The organism is Pseudomonas sp. X4 (assembly GCF_040784925.1).
Lineage (GTDB): Bacteria > Pseudomonadota > Gammaproteobacteria > Pseudomonadales > Pseudomonadaceae > Aquipseudomonas > Aquipseudomonas putida_Z.
This window is the reverse complement of record NZ_CP160798.1, coordinates 5,594,637-5,613,133: the sequence shown is the minus strand read 5'-3', so window position 1 is coordinate 5,613,133 and position 18,497 is coordinate 5,594,637. Positions and strand designations below refer to the sequence as shown.

The window sequence follows — 18,497 nt, the reverse complement described above, 5'->3', positions numbered from 1 at the left end:
ATGACAGTAAGGGTACACAGATGACTGATCGAGCGAACGGCAAGCGACCGCTGCCTCTGAATCACGATGCCAGCGCGTTCGACAGCGGCAGTTGGGTAGGGCGGGTCTGGCTGCCGGAGCAGGGCCCTGCGGTGGTGCTGGTGAAGGCCGGCGCCGTGCACGATATCAGCGCCCATGTAGCCACCGTCTCGGCCCTGCTGGAAGTGGCCGACCCGGTGGCCTACCTGCGCAGCCTGCCGCTGGCCGAGCCGCTGATCGGGCTGCCAGCCTTGCTGGGCAACAGCGACCCGGCCCGGCGCGACCCACGCCAGCCATGGCTGCTGGCACCCATCGACCTGCAGGCGGTGAAGGCCGCTGGCGTGACCTTCGCCACCAGCCTGCTGGAGCGCGTGGTCGAAGAGCAGGCCAAGGGCGACCCGGCCAAGGCCGATGCCATCCGCGACACCCTGGCCAGCCGCATCGGCGCCGACCTGTCGCAGATCGTGCCGGGCTCGGCCCAGGCCGAAGCGCTGCGCAAGGTGCTGGTGGAGCAGGGCCTGTGGTCGCAGTACCTGGAAGTGGGTATTGGCCCGGATGCCGAGGTGTTCACCAAGGCCCAGCCGCTGTCGGCGGTCGGCCACGGCGCCGACATCGGCATCCACCCCAAGTCGAGCTGGAACAACCCGGAGCCTGAAGTGGTGCTGGCGGTGTCGAGTGATGGTCGCATCAAGGGCGCGATGCTCGGCAACGACGTCAACCTGCGTGACTTCGAAGGCCGTAGCGCCTTGCTGCTGTCCAAGGCCAAGGACAACAATGCCTCCACCGCGCTCGGCCCGCTGCTGCGCCTGTTCGACGAAAGCTTCGGCCTGGACGACGTACGCGCCGCCGAAGTGGACTTGCAGGTGGTGGGCGAAGACGGTTTCATCCTCGCCGGCCGCAGCTCCATGCGCCAGATCAGCCGCGACCCGCAGGACCTGGTGCAGCAAACCCTCAACGAGAACCATCAGTACCCCGACGGCCTGGTGCTGTTCCTCGGTACCTTGTTCGCCCCCAAGCAGGACCGCGACCAACCGGGCAACGGCTTCACCCACAAGCCGGGCGATGTGGTGAGTATCAGCAACCCGCAACTGGGTACCCTGTGCAACCGCGTGACCACCAGCGACCTGGCACCGCAATGGCACTTTGGCCTGCGTGCGCTGATCGACAGCCTCGGCCGGCGCGGGCTGCTGGACGTTGCAACAACCGCGCGCCAGCCTTGAGCGGCGCGCTGCGTCAGGGAGGGCGCAGCATGAACGAAGGACCGCCAAGGCGCTGACAGCGCGGCAACAATAATAATAAAGGTCATCACATGAACCCTATGAAGAAGTACCAACGCATCACCGTCGTGTTCCTGCTGTTGATCGGCATCGTCAACTACCTGGACCGTAGTGCACTGTCGATCGCCAACACCTCGATCCAGAAAGACATGATGATCAGCCCGTCGCAGATGGGCATCCTGTTGTCGGCGTTCTCCATTGCCTATGCCTTTGCCCAGCTGCCGATGGGCATGATCATCGACCGCCTGGGCAGCAAGATCGCCCTCGGTGCCTCGCTGCTGGGCTGGTCGGTGGCCCAGGCAGCGTTCGGCATGGTCAACAGCTTTGCCGGCTTCATGGGCCTGCGGGTGCTGCTGGGGATTGGCGAGGCGCCGATGTTCCCGTCGGCGGCCAAGGCCCTGTCGGAGTGGTTCGATGCCAACGAACGCGGCACCCCGACCGGCGTGGTCTGGTCCTCGACCTGCCTCGGCCCGTGCCTGGCGCCACCCTTGCTGACGCTGTTCATGGTCAACTTCGGCTGGCGCGGCATGTTCATCATCACCGGCGTGATCGGCGTGGTGCTGGCGCTGTGCTGGCTGACCTTCTACAAAAGCAAGGCCCGCTACCTGGCGGAGCTTGCTGCCGAGGGCAAGCCATTGCCGAGTGGACAGCAGGCGCCGGCAGCCACTGCACAAGCGCCGAAGGCCTCGTACTTCGCCGGCTGGCTCGACCTGTTCAAGCACCGCAGTACCTGGGGTGCGGTGCTGGGCTTCATGGGCGTGATCTACATGCTCTGGCTGCACCTGACCTGGCTGCCTGGCTACTTCGAGCGTGAGCATGGCCTGGACCTGTACAAGACCGCCTGGGTAGTGTCGCTGGCCTATGGCTTTGGCGCAGCGGGCACGATCGTTGCCGGGCGCTTCTGCGACTTGCTGGTGAAGCGCGGCATGAGCGTGCTGGCCAGCCGCAAGTTCAGCGTCATCACCGGGCTGGTGCTGGCGGCGCTGTTTACCCTGCCGCTGTCGTTCGTCACCGGCCTGACCGGTTGCATCGTCCTGCTGTGCCTGGCGCTGTTCAGCATCAACATGGCCAGTGCCACTGCCTGGATGATCGTCAACACCATCGTCGACAGCCAGCGCGTGGCCTCGTTTGGCTCGATCCAGAACTTCGGCGGCTACATTGCCGGCTCGGTGGCGCCGATCGTCACCGGCTTCAGCATCCAATACTCGGGCTCGTTCACCACGGCGTTCATGATCAGTGCGGTAGTGGCGCTGTGTTCGGCGGTGGCCTACTTCCTGCTGCTGCAGGCGCCGATTGGCAGTGCCAAGGTCAAGGCGGCGGAGATGGTCGGGGCGACGGAACAGGTGTGAATTCCGGGGGGGCGCTTTGCGCCCCAATCGCGACGCAAGGCCGCTCCCACAGGTATCGCGCTGGTTTCAGCAGCACTGCAATACCTTGTGGGAGCGGCCTTGCGTCGCGATTGGGCTGCAGAGCAGCCCCCAAGCCGGCAGCCGATCGTTGAGCGACCCACGGCACTTGCCAGGCATACTGATCTGTATGTATAACCAGTATCTATTCCAGCCGCCTGACCCCCAGCCCGTGATCGCCCATTCCGTCGACGACCCGTTCTACTACCTGCACAATTTCCGCCAGGTGCTGCTGTGGGTCGAACAGCGCTACGAAGACCTGCTCGACGATCAGGAACTCGCTTTCATCCGCACCTTCGGCCAACTGGACGCCCCGGCACAGGCCCTGATGGTGCGCATGGTCATGCGCAAGGGCGAGCTGTTTCGCAGCGATCGCCTCGACTATGCCGAAATCGGCGATACCGGGCAGGCCCTGCAGCCGCTGCTGGCCCTCGGCTGGGTACGGGAGCCCGCGCAACTGGAACTGCAGCAACTGTTCGCCCTGCTGCGCAAGGACGAACTTGCCCGTTGTTTTGCCCCGCAGCTGAGCCGCCCTCGCGCTGCCAAGCATGACCTGCTTGCACAGCTGCAACCCCTGGGCCTGCAAGCCCGTTCATTGGCCGAGTGGTTTCCGGACAGCGGCGTGCGCATCCTCCAGTGGTGCCTGCAACCCTTGTGCGACCGCATGCGCCTGCTGTTCTTCGGCAACCTGTACCAGGACTGGTCGGACTTCGTCCTCGCCGACCTCGGGTTGTTGCGCTACGAACAGGTGCCGTTCAGCACCGATTCGCGTGCCCTGCAGCAACGCGCCGAAGTCGACCTGGCCATGGCCTTGCACCAGTGCGCCGAGCGCCTGGAGCAGGGCGACGACCCGCTGTCGATCCTGGCAGCCATGCAGGGCCTGCACAGCGACAACCCATGGCTGGCCCGGCGCCATGCGCGCCTGCAATTCGCCCTGGGCCAGCAATGCGAGCGCCTGGGCGACTGGGCGCAGGCCATGGCTGTGTACACGCAGTGCAGCCATGCCCAGGCGCGCATCCGCCAGGTGCGGGTGCTGGAGCGCAGCGAGCAGTGGCCCCAGGCACATGCACTGGCGCTGCAGCTGGCGGCGGCGCCGGCCAACGCCCTGGAAGTGCAGGCGCTGGAACGCATGTTGCCACGCCTGGCACGCAAGCTCGGTGGCCCGCCACAGCGGCGCCAGCGTGTGGCGCCGCTGGAGCTGATCGAGCTGGAGCTGCCCCGGGAACAGGCAGCGCTGGGTGTGGAGGAGGCGGTGCGCCAGCACCTGGCCGAAGCCGGTGGACCGGTGCATTACGTGGAGAACACGCTGTTCAACAGCCTGTTCGGCCTGCTGTGCTGGGAGGCGATCTTCGCCCCGGTGCCCGGCGCGTTCTTCAACCCGTTCCAGGCCGCCCCGCAGGACCTGCACGACGGCGACTTCCAGCAACGCCGCAGTGCCCTGTTCGAACGTTGCCTGGGGCGGCTGGACGATGGCAGCCATCACCGGGCGATTCTCGACTGCTACGCCGCCAAGCAAGGGCTGCAGTCGCCGTTCGTGTTCTGGTCCGTGCTCAGTGAAGCATTGCTCGAGCAAGCCTTGGCCTGCCTGCCGGCGGCCCATTTGAAACAGTGCTTCCTGCGCCTGCTGCAGGACATCCGCAACAACCGCGCCGGCATGCCCGACCTGATCCAGTTCTGGCCCGAGCAAGGCCGCTACCGCATGGTCGAGGTCAAGGGCCCTGGCGACCGCCTGCAGGACAACCAGCTGCGCTGGCTGGAGTTCTGCCGGGCCCACGGCCTGCCTGTCGCGGTGTGCCACGTGCGCTGGAGCGAAACACCGTGAGCTACAGCGTGGCGGTACGCGCCTTGTGTGAATTCAGCGCCAAGGTCGGCGACCTGGACCTGCGCTTCACGCCATCACCCACCGCCCAGGAGGGGATCGAGGGGCATCGGCGGGTGGTGGCGCGACGCGCTGCGGGCTATGAGTCGGAAATTGCCCTTGAAGGCCAGTTCGAAACCCTGACGGTACGTGGCCGCGCCGACGGTTACGACCCTGCCTGCAACCGCCTGGAAGAGATCAAGACCCACCGTGGCGACCTGTCGCGCCAACCGGCCAACCATCGCCAGTTGCACTGGGCGCAGGCCAAGGTCTACGGCTGGTTGATGTGCCAGGCACGGCAACTGCCGGCCATCGAGGTAGCGCTGGTTTACCTGGACGTGGACAGCGATGGCCAGACGCTGATCAGTGAACACTGCACGGCTGCCGAACTGCAGGCCTTCTTCGAAACCCAGTGCCAACGCTTTCTGGCGTGGGCACAAGGGCAGGAGCAGCGCCTGGCCGAGCGTAACCGGGGCCTGCAAGCACTGGGCTTCCCCTATCCGGCGTTCCGCCAGGGCCAGCGACAACTGGCGGAAACCCTGTACAAGGCCGTGAGTACCGGCCGTTGCCTGATGGCCCAGGCCAGCACCGGAATTGGCAAGACCGTCGGTACCTTGTTCCCCCTGCTCAAGGCCATGGTGCCGCAGCAGCTGGACAAGCTGTTCTTTCTCACCGCCAAGACCCCGGGCCGGGCCCTGGCCCTGGATGCCATGCGCCAGATCACCGATGCCACGCCGCAGCCGGCCTTGCGCACGCTGGAGCTGATCGCCCGCGACAAAGCCTGCGAGCACCCCGACAAGGCCTGCCATGGCGAATCCTGCCCCTTGGCCGCAGGCTTCTACGACCGCCTGCCGGCCGCGCGGCAGGCAGCGGCAGCGTTGCCCTTGCTCGACCGTGCCCAGCTGCGCGAGGTAGCCCTGGCGCACCAGGTATGCCCGTATTACCTCGGCCAGGAAATGGCGCGCTGGGTAGATGTGCTGGTGGCGGACTACAACTACTACTTCGATGCCCATGCCTTGTTGTTCGGCCTGACCCAGGCCAATCAGTGGCGGGTCGCCGTGCTGGTGGACGAGGCGCACAACCTGGTCGAGCGCGGCCGCGGCATGTACAGCGCCAGCCTCGACCAGGGCCAGTTGCAGGCCCTGCGCCAGAGCAAACCGCCCGGGCTGGTCAGTGCGCTGGACCGGCTGAACCGGCAGTGGAATGCCCTCTACAAGGAGCAGCGTGCGCCGTACCAGGCCAGCGAGTCGCTGCCGGACGCTTTGCTGCGCGCCCTGCAGCAATGCATCGGGCTGATCCAGGAACAAATGAACCAGACGCCTGCGCAAATGGACCCGCAGGTGCTGCAGTTCTTCTACCAGGCGTTGCAGTTCAGCCGGGTTGCCGAGCTGTTCGACGAGCACTTCCTGTTCGACATCAGCCAGCGCCAGGGCCCGCGCAAGCGGCGGCTGGCCACCCTGTGCCTGCGCAATGTCACCCCGGCGCGCCTGTTGGGCCCACGCATGCAGGCGGCGCGCAGCGTGACGCTGTTTTCCGCCACCCTGAGCCCACGGCACTTCTACAGCGACCTCCTGGGCATGCCGGCCGATACCGCCTGGCTGGAAGTGGCCGCGCCGTTTCGCGCCGAACAGCTGGAAGTGCACATCGCCAGCCAGGTATCCACCCGTTACCAGCAACGCCAGGCGTCGCTGGCGCCGATCGTCGAGCTGATCGCCCGGCAATATGAGCGCATGCCGGGCAACTACCTGGCGTTCTTCAGCAGTTTCGAGTACCTGCAACAGGTGGCCGGGCTGCTGGCCGAGCGGCATGCACAGATACCCATGTGGGCCCAGGAACCGGGCATGGACGAAGCGGCTCGCCAAGGCTTTCTCGACCGTTTTGTAGCGGATGGCCGTGGGGTGGGTTTTGCGGTGCTGGGTGGTGCATTCGGGGAGGGGGTGGACTTGCCAGGCACACGGCTGATCGGCGCGTTTGTCGCCACCCTCGGGCTACCCCAGGTCAACCCGGTCAACGAGCAGTTCAAGCAGCGCCTGGGGCGGCAGTTTGGTGCGGGGTTCGATTACGCCTATCTCTACCCAGGCGTGCGCAAGGTCATCCAGGCGGCAGGCCGGGTCATTCGGGGCGACCAGGACCGTGGCGTTCTGATCTTGATCGACGAGCGCTTCGCCGAACCCCGGGTGCAGCAGATGTTCCCGGGGTGGTGGCCAGCGCCGGGAGGTTAACGCGGCCTCGGCAATCTGGGCATCAAGGCTAGCCAGGCATACCGTCAGCCCGTGGCCGCAGCAAGATGGGCAGGTAATGTTGCAGGAACAGCAGCAGCGCCAGGCTCCAGCACAGTACCGAAAGGCTCACCCCCAGCGGCGTGAACAGCGGCAGCACCACCCGCGCCAGCGTCGCCAGTTGTATCAAGGCAAAGGCCCAGGCAATGCTGGTCGGCACCTGCAGCGGCCTGCCGGTGTGGCCCAGGCTGACCCGTGCCATCATCGCCAGGATCAAGCCGCTCATGGCGCCCACGGTCAGTGCGTGGGTCACCAGGCTCGGGCTCAGTGCCACCCCGGCATGCCACAGCGCCATGCCCAGGCAGGCAATGGCAATCCAGGCATAGGCCAGGTGCAGCGACCACAGCAGGGGCACCCGCCACAAGCCACGGTCATGCCACAAGGCCAGGCGGGCGGTATGCAGGGCGAACAAGGCGCCGAACAGCGCGGCCAGGCCGATACGTGGCGTATCGGCCAAGCCCGAGGCGAAGGCCAGCGGTACCGCCACGCTCAGCAGCAGGCAGGCCCGGTCCAGCCAGGGGCGGGCAGGGGACGGGGCCATGTTGCCCAGGCCGCGTCGGGTGAAGAACGGGATCACCCGCCCGCCAAGCACGCTCATCATCGCGGCTACCAGCCACAACCCGGCAAACACCCCGCGGCGCTGCCACAGTTCCTCCTGGCGCAGCCAGCCGACCAGGGTCAGCCACTGGCAGGCGGCGATCAACAGCACCAGGCCGACGATCGGGTAGTTGTTACGCAAGCGCCGTTGCACGATCGGCCGCGCCAGGGCCAGTGCCACCAGTGGCAGAAAGCTGCCCTCGATCACAACCAGCAAGCTGCCCGGTAATGGCAGGAACCAGCTTGCCCGGCCCAGCAGCCAAAGCAGGAACAAACCCTGCAGCGCACGCCCGCTCAAGCCTGGGGTGCCGCTCCAGTTCTGCACGGCGGTCAGCAGGAAGCCGGCGATGATGGCGGCAGTGAAGCCATAGAGCATCTCGTGGCGGTGCCAGGCGAGCATGCCGCCGGGGGGCGTTGGCTCCAGCACCCCGGCCAGTACGCCGGCCCACAACAGCAAGGCGAGTAGCGCAAACAAACTGCCACCCAGGAAGAATGGGCGGAAACCCAGGCCCCAGACGGCCTGGCGTGGGCGTGAATCGATCGGCTGCACAAGCATGGGCGGACCTTCGTTCGTTCAGTAGGCTCAATTGGGGTAAGATCACGATCCGTGCCAGCTCCGAACCCCTTGTATATCAAGGTGATGGCACCTCTCCGGGTCCGAATGACATGCGTTTTCTGCTGTTATTTGGACCTGCTTGTATGTCGTATTGACTTGCTTCAGGGTCTGGCCGGTTCGCCGCTGGCCAACGCTTCGCTACAGGATTCACGTTTTGTCCGACCTCTCGAAAAATCCACTGCTGCAGTACATGGCCCGCCTGGCCCCATCCAGCCAGCAAACCATGCGCTACATCCTTCAGGACGCTGCCGACCGGCTGGGGTTTGTCGACTGCAATATCGTCGATGTGCCCTGGCATCGGCTCGAGCCCGGCCATGTGATCGCCCTGGTGGCGGCGCTGCGTGCCGACGGTTACGCACCCAACAGCTCGTCGCTGTACGTCAACGCCATCCGCGGTGTGATGAACGAAGCCTGGCGCCAGGGCCTGATCGATCACGAGCAGTTGTTGCGCATCCGCGAGGTCAAACCGGCCACCGGCAGCCGCCTGCCACCGGGGCGCAACCTGCGCCGCAGCCTGATTCGCGAGCTGATGGATGTGTGCGCGGCCGACCCACGGCCGCAGGGTGTGCGTGACGCGGCGATCATCGCCTTGCTGTACGGCACCGGCATGCGCAAGTCGGAATCGGTGGACATCGACCTGGACCAGGTCGACTTCGAGGCGCGCAGCCTGCAGGTGCTGGGCAAGGGCAACCGCCAGCTGATCAAGTACGCCCCGCCATGGGCGTTCGAGAAGTTGCAGGCGTGGCTGGACCTGCGCCGTCAGGAGTTGCCGGCAGGGGCCGAAGACGACCCGTTCCTGTTCAACCGCATCCGCCGTGGCAGCCATATCACCCGGGCGCGCATCACCAAGCATGCCATTTACTACATCGCCCGCCAGCGTGGTGCGCAGGTGGGCGTAAAGATCATGCCGCACGATTTCCGCCGGGCGTTCATCACCCGGGTGATCGAAGAGCACGACCTGTCCATTGCGCAGAAGCTGGCGCATCACGCCAATATCCAGACCACCGCCATCTATGACCGGCGTGATGACAACGAACGCCGGCGTGCGGTGGACCGCTTCGATTACTGAGTTTCGTCACACTTGGGGCTGCTGTGCAGCCCATCGCCGGCAAGCCAGCTCCCACGCCGACCGCGCTGACCTCAAGCCATGCGCGATCCCTGTGGGAGCTGGCTTGCCGGCGATGGGCCGCGTAGCGGCCCCAGCATTCTCTCAGTCCAGCACCTAAACAGGGCCTGAGTGCGCCCCCACTTTGTGCGCCATCCCCCTGTATGCCCGATGCCAGAGCGGCTTGGGCAAAAGTTTCATCTTCGTTCACCTGCGGAGTTGGCCCGCAACCTGCTATATCCAGCCTGCGAATTTGATCGAGTGGTCAGGCCGCGCGCGCCGTAGCCGTGCGTGCCTGCCCCTCTAAACGGCCAGCAGGCCACGGATTTCAGGGGCCGCAGGATGTCGCTCGCGGAGCAGATCGAACAACAACAAGACGATGCCGGCTGGAGCGCTCACCTGCAGTTGCGTTTCGTCAGGCGTGACGAGGTGACCCGCCTTGGTGCGTGGCGGCATTTCGGACCTCTTTTGGTGCAACGACCGTTCTATCCGGAAGGTGCACCGTGCCATGTCTACGTGCTGCACCCACCCGGTGGGATCGTCGCCGGCGACCGCCTGGAGCTGGATATCCAGCTGGAGCCGGGCAGCCACGCGCTGCTGACCATGCCAGGCGCCAGCAAGTTCTACCGCAGCATCGGCCCGACCGCGCGGCTGGCCCAGCGCTTTCACCTGGCCGCCGGCAGCACCCTGGAGTGGCTGCCGCAGGACAGCATCTTCTTCTCCGGCGCCCGCGCCAGCCTCGACAGCCGTTTCACCCTCGAACCGGGGGCGCGGCTGCTGGCCTGGGAAACCCTGTGCCTGGGGCGCCCGGTGATGAACGAGCGTTTCGAGCAGGGTGCCCTCGACAGCCGCCTGCATATCGAACTGCCTGACGAAGTGGGCCTGCACGAGCGCCTGCGCGTCGAAGGCGGGCGCCTGGACAAGCTTGGCGGGCGTCCGCTGCTGGCCACCTTCTGCGCCGCACCCGCCGACCAGGCCGTGCTGGATCTGGTGCGGCCGCTACTCGACGAGATGGCCAACCCGGCCGGCGCGACCCTGCTTGGGTCGTTGCTGGTGATCCGCGTGCTCGACCATGACAACCAACACCTGCAACGCACCCTGCAACGCCTGTGGCATGTGCTGCGCCCGGCCGTCCTCGGCCTGCCGGCCTGCCCGCCGCGTATCTGGGCCACCTGAGAGAGCGCCATGGAGCTGACCCCGAGAGAGAAAGACAAACTGCTGCTGTTCACCGCCGCGTTGCTGGCGGAGCGGCGCCTGGCCCGTGGCCTGAAGCTCAACTACCCGGAAGCGGTGGCGCTGATCAGTGCCGCCGTGCTCGAAGGCGCCCGTGATGGCCGCACCGTCGCCGAGCTGATGAGCCTGGGGCGCGAAGTATTGAGCCGCGAGCAGGTGATGCCTGGCATCGCCGAAATGCTCCACGACGTGCAGGTCGAAGCGACCTTCCCGGATGGCACCAAGCTGGTGACCGTGCATGACCCCATCGTCTGAAACTGCCCAGGAGCCCCGCATGATCCCAGGTGAAATCCAGGTCGCCGCCGGCGACATCGAGCTGAACAGCGGCCGCGCGACGGTCAGCGTCAGCGTGGCCAACCATGGCGACCGGCCGGTGCAGGTCGGCTCGCACTACCACTTTTACGAAGTCAACGAGGCGCTGGTGTTCGAGCGCGCGCCTACGCTGGGCTTTCGGCTGGACATCCCCGCGGGTACCGCCGTGCGCTTCGAGCCTGGCCAGGCGCGTACCGTGCAACTGGTGGCATACGCCGGCAAGCGCGAGGTCTACGGCTTCCAGGGCAAGGTGATGGGCGCGCTGGAGGGCAGGGCATGAGCCGCATTTCCCGCCAGGCCTATGCCGACATGTTCGGCCCCACGGTAGGTGACCGCGTACGCCTGGCCGACACCGCGCTGTGGGTCGAGGTGGAGCGCGACTTCACCATCTACGGCGAAGAGGTGAAGTTCGGTGGCGGCAAGGTCATCCGCGATGGCATGGGGCAAGGCCAGATGCTGGCCGCCGAAGCCATGGACCTGGTGCTGACCAATGCCCTGATCATCGACCACTGGGGTATCGTCAAGGCCGATATCGGCATCAAGCACGGGCGTATCGCGGTGATCGGCAAGGCTGGCAACCCCGATGTGCAGCCGGGCGTGAACGTGCCCGTGGGCCCCGGCACCGAGGTGATCGCGGCCGAGGGCAAGATCGTCACCGCCGGTGGCGTCGACTCGCACATCCACTTCATCTGCCCGCAGCAGGTGGACGAGGCGCTGAACAGCGGTGTCACCACCTTCATCGGCGGCGGCACCGGGCCGGCCACCGGCACCAACGCCACCACCTGCACGCCCGGCCCCTGGTACCTGGCGCGCATGCTCCAGGCCGCCGACAGCCTGCCGATCAACATCGGCTTGCTGGGCAAGGGCAACGCCTCGCGGCCGGAAGCACTGCGCGAGCAGATCGCGGCCGGCGCCGTGGGCCTCAAGCTGCACGAAGACTGGGGTTCGACACCAGCTGCCATCGACTGCTGCCTGGGCGTGGCCGAGGAAATGGACATCCAGGTGGCGATCCACACCGACACCCTCAATGAGTCCGGCTGCATCGAAGACACCCTGGCGGCCATCGGCGACCGTACCATCCACACCTTCCACACCGAGGGCGCTGGTGGCGGCCACGCCCCGGACATCATTCGCGCGGCGGGGCAGGCCAACGTGTTGCCGTCCTCGACCAACCCGACCCTGCCGTACACGATCAACACCGTGGACGAGCACCTGGACATGCTCATGGTCTGCCACCACCTGGACCCGAGCATCGCCGAAGACGTGGCCTTTGCCGAGTCGCGCATCCGCCGCGAAACCATCGCCGCCGAGGACATCCTCCACGACATGGGCGCCTTTGCCATGACCTCGTCCGATTCCCAGGCCATGGGCCGGGTTGGCGAGGTGGTGCTGCGCACCTGGCAGGTGGCCCACCAGATGAAGCTGCGCCGCGGGCCACTGGCGCCGGACACCAGCTACAGCGACAACTTCCGGGTCAAGCGCTACATCGCCAAGTACACCATCAACCCGGCACTGACCCACGGCATCGGCCACGAAGTGGGCTCGGTGGAAGTCGGCAAGCTGGCCGACCTGGTGTTGTGGGCGCCGGCGTTCTTTGCGGTCAAGCCGGCCCTGGTGATCAAGGGCGGAATGATCGTCACCGCGCCCATGGGTGATATCAACGGTTCCATCCCCACGCCGCAACCGGTGCATTACCGCCCGATGTTCGGCGCCCTGGGCGCGGCACGGCATGCCACGCGCATGACCTTCCTGCCCCAGGCGGCGATGGACCGTGGCCTGGCCGAGGAGCTGAACCTGCGCAGCCTGATCGGCGTGGCCCACGGCTGCCGCCGGGTGCGCAAGCCCGACATGGTCCACAACACCCTGCAGCCGCTGATCGAGGTCGATGCGCAGACCTACCAGGTGCGTGCCGACGGCGAACTGCTGGTCTGCGAGCCGGCCCGCGAACTGCCGCTGGCCCAGCGTTACTTCCTGTTCTGAAGGAGCACCGATGATTGTCTTGACCCGCCGTATCACCGACCCCGGCCAGCTGGGCGAAACCGGCACCGTTACCCTGGACGTGGACAGCCGCATCAAGAGCCGCCTGCGGGTGACCCTGGATGATGGTCGCGAGGCCGGGCTGATGCTCGAGCGCGGCCACCTGCTGCGCGGGGGCGAACTGCTGGCCGATGCCGAGGGCACCCAGCTGATCCGCGTGCTGGCGGCGCCCGAAGCGGTGTCCACGGTGCGTTGCGCCGACCCGCACCTGCTGGCCCGCGCAGCCTATCACCTGGGCAACCGCCATGTGCCTCTGCAGATCGAACCCGGCCTGTTGCGCTTCCAGCATGACCACGTGCTGGGCGACATGTTGCGTGGCCTGGGCCTGACGGTAGAGGCCGAACAAGCGCCGTTCGAGCCTGAAGCGGGCGCCTACCAGAGCGCGCCGCACAGCCACAGCCATGCCCACGGCCACGATCACCCGTTCGTGCGCCTGCCTGCCCATTCCTGAACTGCCTGGAGCAACCGATGAAAAAGACTTTCGCCCTGTTTCTGCTGATGCTGGCTCTGCCTGCCTTCGCCCACCCCGGGCACGACGCCAACCCGCTGCAGGACGGCCTGCTGCACCCGCTGACCGGCCTTGACCACCTGCTGATGCTGCTGGGCACCGGTGTACTCGCCGCGTTGACCCGGCGCAGCCTGACGCTACCCCTGGCAACCCTGGCGGCGATGTTCGGCGGCGCGGTGTGCGGCCACCTGTTCGGCGATGTGCTGGGCATGGAAACCCTGATTGCCGTGTCGCTGCTGGTGGCTGCCGGTGCCGTGCTACTGCCCAGCCGCCAACTGCTGCTGGCCATGGCCATGCCGGTGTTCGCCCTGTTCCATGGCTGGGCCCATGGCGTGGAAGCCACGCCAAGCGCGTTCTGGCAGTTCAGCGCCGGCTTCGTCACGGTCAGCGGCCTGTTGCTGGCGGCCGGCTTTGCGGTCGGTTGCCTGTTGCGCAGGCATAGCGGCCTGCAGAAGGCCTTTGGCGGTGGCCTGCTGGCCGGCGCCGCGCTGGTACTGGCCGGTTGATGGACAGCGACCTGGCGTTGTTGCGCCTGCTGCAGCTGGCCAGCCCTGGCTTGCCGGTGGGTGGCTTCACCTACTCGCAAGGCCTGGAGTGGGCGGTCGAGGCGGGCTGGGTACGGGGCGTGGATGGTTTCGCTGCCTGGCAGCGCGAGCAGATCGACGACACCCTGGCCTGCCTCGACTGGCCGGTGCTGGCGCGCCTGTACCACGCCTGCCAGGCCGAGGACGCCGAGGCCTTCGGCCACTGGAGCCGCTTTCTGCTGGCCAACCGCGAAACCGCCGAGCTGCGCCTGGAAGAACAGCAGCGCGGCGCGGCGCTGGCACGGCTGCTGGACGGCTGGCAACTGGGCCAGGCACCGGCCTGGCGGGCCAGCCTCGAACTCACCCAGCTGGGCGGTATGGCCTGGCTGGCTGCGCACTGGGCGATCCCACTGCGCCAGTTAGCCCTGGGCCATGGTTTTGCCTGGCTTGAGGGCGCGGTAATGGCCGGGGTCAAGCTGGTGCCGTTCGGCCAGCAGGCTGCCCAGACCTTGCTGCGCGACCTGGGGGCAGGGCTGCCCGCGGCCCTCGACCAGGCACTGGGCCTGGGCGATGACCAGCTTGGCGGCGGCCTGCCGTTGCTGGCCATTGCCTCATCGCGACACGAAACCCAATACACCCGATTGTTCCGTTCCTGAGGACTGCCTGCATGCAAAGCTATCAACAACCCCTGCGCGTCGGTGTCGGCGGCCCGGTCGGCTCCGGCAAGACGGCGCTGCTCGAAGCCTTGTGCAAGGCCATGCGCGACCACTACCAGATCGCAGTGGTCACCAACGACATCTACACCAAGGAGGACCAGCGTATCCTCACCGAAGCCGGGGCCCTTGAGCCGGAGCGCATCGTCGGTGTGGAAACCGGCGGCTGCCCGCACACGGCGATACGTGAGGACGCCTCGATGAACCTGGCGGCAGTCGAAGCCCTGGCGCGCAAGTTTGGCAACCTCGAGGTGATCTTCGTCGAAAGCGGCGGTGACAACCTGAGTGCCACTTTCAGCCCGGAGCTGGCCGATCTGACCATCTACGTGATCGACGTGGCCGAAGGCGAGAAGATCCCGCGCAAGGGTGGGCCGGGGATTACCAAGTCGGATTTCCTGGTGATCAACAAGACCGACCTGGCGCCCTATGTGGGGGCTTCGCTGGAAGTGATGGAGCGCGATACCCAGCGCATGCGCCCGCAGCGGCCATGGACCTTCAGCAACCTGAAGAAGGGCGAGGGGCTGCAGGCGGTGATCGACTTCATCGTCGAGCGCGGGATGCTGGGCGTGCGCGGGTGATGTAACGGGTTGAACGCAGTCTGGACCATGGCGCAATTCCTGTGGGAGCGGGTTTACCCGCGAACACCGGCGCAGCCGGTGCCACCCACCGTGTTGGCTTCTTCGCGGCTAAAGCCGCTCCCACAGGTACAGCGTTGCTCTCGAGGTTGTCGCTATACGGCCTTGTGTCGCGAAAGGGCCGCAACGCGGCCCCAGGGTTGATTCACAACAGTTGAAATTGCTGGGGCCGCTTTGCGGCCCTTTCGCGACACAAGGCCGCTCCTACAACGACCGCGTACGGGCTGAGTATCACTTATGGCAGCAGCTGGGCTTGTCCGGCTGCCCTTCATAACGGTCATGGTGCCGCACCCAGTCCATGGTCCCGGCCTCGTTGCGCCCCAGTGGCGCAATGTCGAGGAAATTGTAGGTGTTGACCAGGATGTCCAGCCCGCGGGCATAGGTCGAATAGGTGTGGTACACGCTGCCATCCGGCTCGCGATAGAACGCACTCAGCCCGGGAAGCTCGCTTTCATCGCCCTCGTATGGCTCATAGTTGTACTGCCGCTGGCCCTCGCTGCCAACGCTGACGCCAAAGTCCTCGTTGAACCCGCTGCCATGTGACGAATACCAGGGGAACTGCCAGCCCATGCGCCGGCGGAAGGCCTGGAACTCGGCATACGGTGCCCGCGACACCGCCACCAGCGACACGTCGTGATGCGCCAGGTGCAGGTTGGCGCCGTCAAAGTGGTCGGCCAGGAACGAGCAGCCGTGGCAGCCTTCGCTCCAGCCCTCGGCGAACATGAAGTGGTAAACCAGCAACTGGCTGCGGCCCGCGAACAGGTCGGCCAGGCTCAGTTCGCCGTCCGGCCCCTCGAAGCGATAGTCGTGCTCCACCTTGACCCAGGGCAGGGCGCGACGGGCTGCGGACAGCGCGTCGCGGTGGTGGGTGAAGGCCTTTTCGTGCAGCCACAGCTGCCGACGGGCCGCCAGCCACTGGCTGCGCGAAGCCACCGGGTGCCTGCTTTCGCTCGTGCTCATGGTGCTGTCTCCACATTGGGGGATTCACACTCTAGTCGAGCACGGGCGGGTCGAATCGACAGGCCGCGGCGGCCGGGCGATGAGTGGTATTGCTCAGCCCGAATGGGCGATATGCCCTTCAGTCAGTTCATCCGCTGCTTCATCTTCCCCAGGCAGCGCGGTGATCACGCTGAAGTCGCTGACTTCCACCTGGCCACCGCCATAGCCCAGCAAATGGAAGGAAAACGCCTTGCGCGCGGTAGGGTTGTCGAAGCTGAACTCCATCTCCAGCGGCTCGTCGGCAGTGACTTTCACTTCGTCAGGCAAGCCCAGCGGTACGTCCTGCTCCAGCTGCTTGGCCTTGAGCTGGATATAGGCTGCGCGCTTGGGGTCCAGCGAACGTACCTTGACCCGTACGCGGGTATGCGAACCCTCGGGCATTTCCAGGTACTGGGCGCCGATCAGGTTATCGGCCCAGTCATCCTTGATGCGCTTGCGCAGCTGGATCGGCGATGGGCCGCCGAACTGGTAACGCAGGTTGAGCGGTGTTTGCAGCAGGGACTGGTCGAGCACCCCGGCGAGGGCACCGATCTGCTGGCCGAGCAGGCTGTCGCCCGGGCCAAGGTAACGTGCCTGGTCGGCGATGAAGCCCTCGCTGGCGTAACGCCGGCAGCGCTGCTGGAAGTCGCATTCGGTGAACACACCCTGGCCGTCGTGATAACGCAGCATGCCGTTGGTGTAGGAGATCATCTCGCGACCGCTGTCGTAGTCGCGGTACAGCGAGCGACCGCCGAGCGCCATGGGGATGGGCAGGGCAAAGTAGTCGAGCAGGGAGGTGGCCAGGTCGATATGGCCATAGGTACCGCGCTTGATCCGTGGCAACTGTGCCTGCTCCGGCGCCAGGGTGAGGTTGAAGCCCCAGGACGAGGCCAGGCGCACACCGTCGATGCCGTGGGACTCGTCGGAAGTCACCACCACCAGGGTGTCCTTGAGCACGCCCTGGCGTTCGAGGTTGTCGAGGAATGCACCGAGTGCGTCGTCCAGGTAGGCGACTGCCGCCTGTTTCGGCGTGTCGTAGCGCTCCAGGTACTCGGCCGGTGCCGAGTAGGGCTGGTGGGTGCCCACGGTGAGCAGGGTCAGCATCCATGGCTTGTCCTGCTTTTGCAGCTGGCCGACGTAATCCAGCGCACCCTCGAAGAAGGCGCGGTCATCTTTGCCCCAGGGGAAGTCCAGGTAGTTCCTGTTGCGGAACCACTCCTGGCCGTGCACCGCGTCAAAGCCGATGTGCGGCATGATGCGGTCCTTGGCCATGAAGCGCAGGCCGGCGCCCTGCAGGTAGTGGGTGGTGAAGCCGGCCTGGCGCAACTGCGCCGGCAGGCAGGCCTGGTTGCGTTCGTTCTGGGTCAGCAGTTCCACGCCCTTGGGCGTGCCGTTGGCCAGCTTGTCGTAGTCACCGCACAGCATTGCGTACAGGCCACGGATGGTCTGATGGGTATGCAGCACGTAGTCCGGGGTGTTCATGCCGCGCTCGGCCCACTGGCTGAGTTTGGGCATCAGCTCTTCGTCGAAGCGGCTGTGCAGGGCCTGGCGGTTGGGCCGCAGGTAGGCCCCGGGGATGCCTTCCACGGTGATGACCAGCAGGTTGCGGGCGTTGCCTGGCCCGGCGAGCAGGCGCTGGCCATGCAGGTCGGACTGGGTCAGGCCGGTGCTGGCCAGAGGGGTGAAGGTTTGCGTACGGCCCATCCAGCCTTCGACCTGGCGCTGCAGGTTGCCGGCCCCGGCCGACAGCAGCTGGTGGGTGAGGTTGTATTGCCGCCATTGGTCGGCGTCGGAAGGTACCAGTTGCTGGCTGCCCCAATGGGCGCCGAACAGTAGCAGCGGAATGGCCCAGGCCGTGCGTGGCAGCGGCTGGCTGGGTTGGGTGCGGCTGCGCCAGGCGCTGGCCAGCCAGGCCAGCAGGCCGGCGCCCATGGCCCACGGCAGCCAGGCATGGGCCAGGCCGCCACCGGTCGAGTTTTCCATGAACTGCGGGTCGAGCAGGTACGTCAGGTCGGCGCTGGTGGGCAACCGGCCCACCGCGCTCACCAGTTCAGCCGAAGCCACCCAGAGGGCCGCCCAGGCCAGCAATACGGGAAACGCCAGCCACCACGGCCGACGGTGCAGCAGCAAGACCAGCAAGCTGCCGAGGGCGAGGTCGGACAGGTAACCGAGTGGGTTGGACCAGCCCAGCATGGCGCGCGTACCCAGTGGGATCACCAGTACCAGGGTCGCCAGGGCGACAAGCCGGGTACGTGGGTGGTCTGACAGGTTCTTCACAAAAACATCCCTTTTGCCATTAAATCGTCATGCAACTGTGCTTGATGATAACAGGCCGTGGCAGGGAAGGCGGTCCGGGACAAGGCTGGTAACCAAAAGCCGGGCCCGTTCGCGCGAGCCCGGC

General features: G+C 66.2%; 16 protein-coding genes. 13 read left to right on the top strand and 3 right to left on the bottom strand.

Going from position 1 to position 18,497, the window contains the following annotated elements; translation table 11 throughout:
- Positions 1-20: 20 nt before the first annotated feature.
- The 4 genes from ABX298_RS24975 to ABX298_RS24960 all read left to right on the top strand — a co-directional run bounded on the left by ABX298_RS24975 (position 21) and on the right by ABX298_RS24960 (position 6,781).
- A complete protein-coding gene (locus ABX298_RS24975) occupies positions 21-1,238 on the top strand; it encodes a fumarylacetoacetate hydrolase family protein (RefSeq protein WP_367393797.1) in 1,218 nt (405 codons plus the stop codon).
- 98 nt (positions 1,239-1,336) lie between these two features.
- Positions 1,337-2,644 (top strand): MFS transporter, encoded by a 1,308-nt coding sequence (locus ABX298_RS24970; protein ID WP_204249931.1) that lies wholly within the window; start codon positions 1,337-1,339, stop codon positions 2,642-2,644.
- Between the two features lie 229 nt (positions 2,645-2,873).
- The gene (locus tag ABX298_RS24965) at positions 2,874-4,523 is read left to right on the top strand and encodes a VRR-NUC domain-containing protein (RefSeq protein WP_367393796.1); all 1,650 of its coding nucleotides are present in this window, start codon (positions 2,874-2,876) and stop codon (positions 4,521-4,523) included.
- A complete protein-coding gene (locus ABX298_RS24960; RefSeq protein WP_367393795.1) occupies positions 4,520-6,781 on the top strand; it encodes an ATP-dependent DNA helicase in 2,262 nt (753 codons plus the stop codon). The genes ABX298_RS24965 and ABX298_RS24960 overlap by 4 nt, the downstream gene beginning before the upstream one ends.
- 28 nt (positions 6,782-6,809) lie before the next feature.
- Here the strand turns inward: ABX298_RS24960 and ABX298_RS24955 are convergent, their stop codons facing one another.
- The gene (locus tag ABX298_RS24955; RefSeq protein WP_238066158.1) at positions 6,810-7,991 is read right to left on the bottom strand and encodes an NnrS family protein; all 1,182 of its coding nucleotides are present in this window, start codon (positions 7,989-7,991) and stop codon (positions 6,810-6,812) included.
- 214 nt (positions 7,992-8,205) lie between these two features.
- On the opposite strand from ABX298_RS24955, the gene xerC reads away from it, so the two are divergent.
- The 9 genes from xerC to ureG all read left to right on the top strand — a co-directional run bounded on the left by xerC (position 8,206) and on the right by ureG (position 15,061).
- Positions 8,206-9,120, top strand: coding sequence for a tyrosine recombinase XerC (gene xerC / locus ABX298_RS24950; protein ID WP_085663697.1), 915 nt, complete (start codon positions 8,206-8,208; stop codon positions 9,118-9,120).
- Between the two features lie 378 nt (positions 9,121-9,498).
- Entirely contained in the window at positions 9,499-10,332 is an 834-nt protein-coding gene (locus tag ABX298_RS24945; RefSeq protein ID WP_367393794.1) for an urease accessory protein UreD, read from the top strand.
- 9 nt (positions 10,333-10,341) lie between these two features.
- Positions 10,342-10,644 carry an urease subunit gamma gene (locus ABX298_RS24940; protein WP_003256923.1) on the top strand — a complete coding sequence of 101 codons (303 nt, stop codon included), beginning with the start codon at positions 10,342-10,344 and terminating at the stop codon, positions 10,642-10,644.
- A 19-nt stretch (positions 10,645-10,663) separates the two neighbouring features.
- Positions 10,664-10,981 carry an urease subunit beta gene (locus ABX298_RS24935; protein WP_015270155.1) on the top strand — a complete coding sequence of 106 codons (318 nt, stop codon included), beginning with the start codon at positions 10,664-10,666 and terminating at the stop codon, positions 10,979-10,981.
- Positions 10,978-12,681, top strand: coding sequence for an urease subunit alpha (ureC, locus tag ABX298_RS24930; protein WP_367393793.1), 1,704 nt, complete (start codon positions 10,978-10,980; stop codon positions 12,679-12,681). The genes ABX298_RS24935 and ureC overlap by 4 nt, the downstream gene beginning before the upstream one ends.
- Positions 12,682-12,691: 10 nt before the next feature.
- A complete protein-coding gene (ureE, locus tag ABX298_RS24925) occupies positions 12,692-13,189 on the top strand; it encodes an urease accessory protein UreE (protein WP_367393792.1) in 498 nt (165 codons plus the stop codon).
- A gap of 17 nt (positions 13,190-13,206) precedes the next feature.
- A complete protein-coding gene (locus tag ABX298_RS24920) occupies positions 13,207-13,752 on the top strand; it encodes a HupE/UreJ family protein (RefSeq protein WP_025339423.1) in 546 nt (181 codons plus the stop codon).
- Entirely contained in the window at positions 13,752-14,426 is a 675-nt protein-coding gene (locus ABX298_RS24915; protein ID WP_075045400.1) for an urease accessory protein UreF, read from the top strand. The genes ABX298_RS24920 and ABX298_RS24915 overlap by 1 nt, the downstream gene beginning before the upstream one ends.
- Positions 14,427-14,437: 11 nt before the next feature.
- The gene (gene ureG, locus ABX298_RS24910) at positions 14,438-15,061 is read left to right on the top strand and encodes an urease accessory protein UreG (RefSeq protein ID WP_010953755.1); all 624 of its coding nucleotides are present in this window, start codon (positions 14,438-14,440) and stop codon (positions 15,059-15,061) included.
- Between the two features lie 288 nt (positions 15,062-15,349).
- Here ureG and ABX298_RS24905 read toward each other — a convergent pair whose 3' ends face one another.
- Both ABX298_RS24905 and ABX298_RS24900 read right to left on the bottom strand, forming a co-directional pair.
- The gene (locus tag ABX298_RS24905) at positions 15,350-16,078 is read right to left on the bottom strand and encodes a DUF899 domain-containing protein (protein WP_367393791.1); all 729 of its coding nucleotides are present in this window, start codon (positions 16,076-16,078) and stop codon (positions 15,350-15,352) included.
- Positions 16,079-16,171: 93 nt separating this feature from the next.
- Positions 16,172-18,373 carry an LTA synthase family protein gene (locus ABX298_RS24900; protein WP_367393790.1) on the bottom strand — a complete coding sequence of 734 codons (2,202 nt, stop codon included), beginning with the start codon at positions 18,371-18,373 and terminating at the stop codon, positions 16,172-16,174.
- Positions 18,374-18,497 lie beyond the last annotated feature (124 nt).

Coding starts and splice junctions, on each gene's coding strand:
- ABX298_RS24945 (WP_367393794.1), top strand. CDS start 9,499: ATGTCGCTCGCGGAGCAGATCGAACAACAACAAGACGATGCCGGCTGG.
- ureG (WP_010953755.1), top strand. CDS start 14,438: ATGCAAAGCTATCAACAACCCCTGCGCGTCGGTGTCGGCGGCCCGGTC.
- ABX298_RS24955 (WP_238066158.1), bottom strand. CDS start 7,991: ATGCTTGTGCAGCCGATCGATTCACGCCCACGCCAGGCCGTCTGGGGC.
- ureC (WP_367393793.1), top strand. CDS start 10,978: ATGAGCCGCATTTCCCGCCAGGCCTATGCCGACATGTTCGGCCCCACG.
- ABX298_RS24940 (WP_003256923.1), top strand. CDS start 10,342: ATGGAGCTGACCCCGAGAGAGAAAGACAAACTGCTGCTGTTCACCGCC.
- ureE (WP_367393792.1), top strand. CDS start 12,692: ATGATTGTCTTGACCCGCCGTATCACCGACCCCGGCCAGCTGGGCGAA.
- ABX298_RS24935 (WP_015270155.1), top strand. CDS start 10,664: ATGATCCCAGGTGAAATCCAGGTCGCCGCCGGCGACATCGAGCTGAAC.
- ABX298_RS24915 (WP_075045400.1), top strand. CDS start 13,752: ATGGACAGCGACCTGGCGTTGTTGCGCCTGCTGCAGCTGGCCAGCCCT.
- ABX298_RS24975 (WP_367393797.1), top strand. CDS start 21: ATGACTGATCGAGCGAACGGCAAGCGACCGCTGCCTCTGAATCACGAT.
- ABX298_RS24905 (WP_367393791.1), bottom strand. CDS start 16,078: ATGAGCACGAGCGAAAGCAGGCACCCGGTGGCTTCGCGCAGCCAGTGG.
- ABX298_RS24970 (WP_204249931.1), top strand. CDS start 1,337: ATGAAGAAGTACCAACGCATCACCGTCGTGTTCCTGCTGTTGATCGGC.
- ABX298_RS24920 (WP_025339423.1), top strand. CDS start 13,207: ATGAAAAAGACTTTCGCCCTGTTTCTGCTGATGCTGGCTCTGCCTGCC.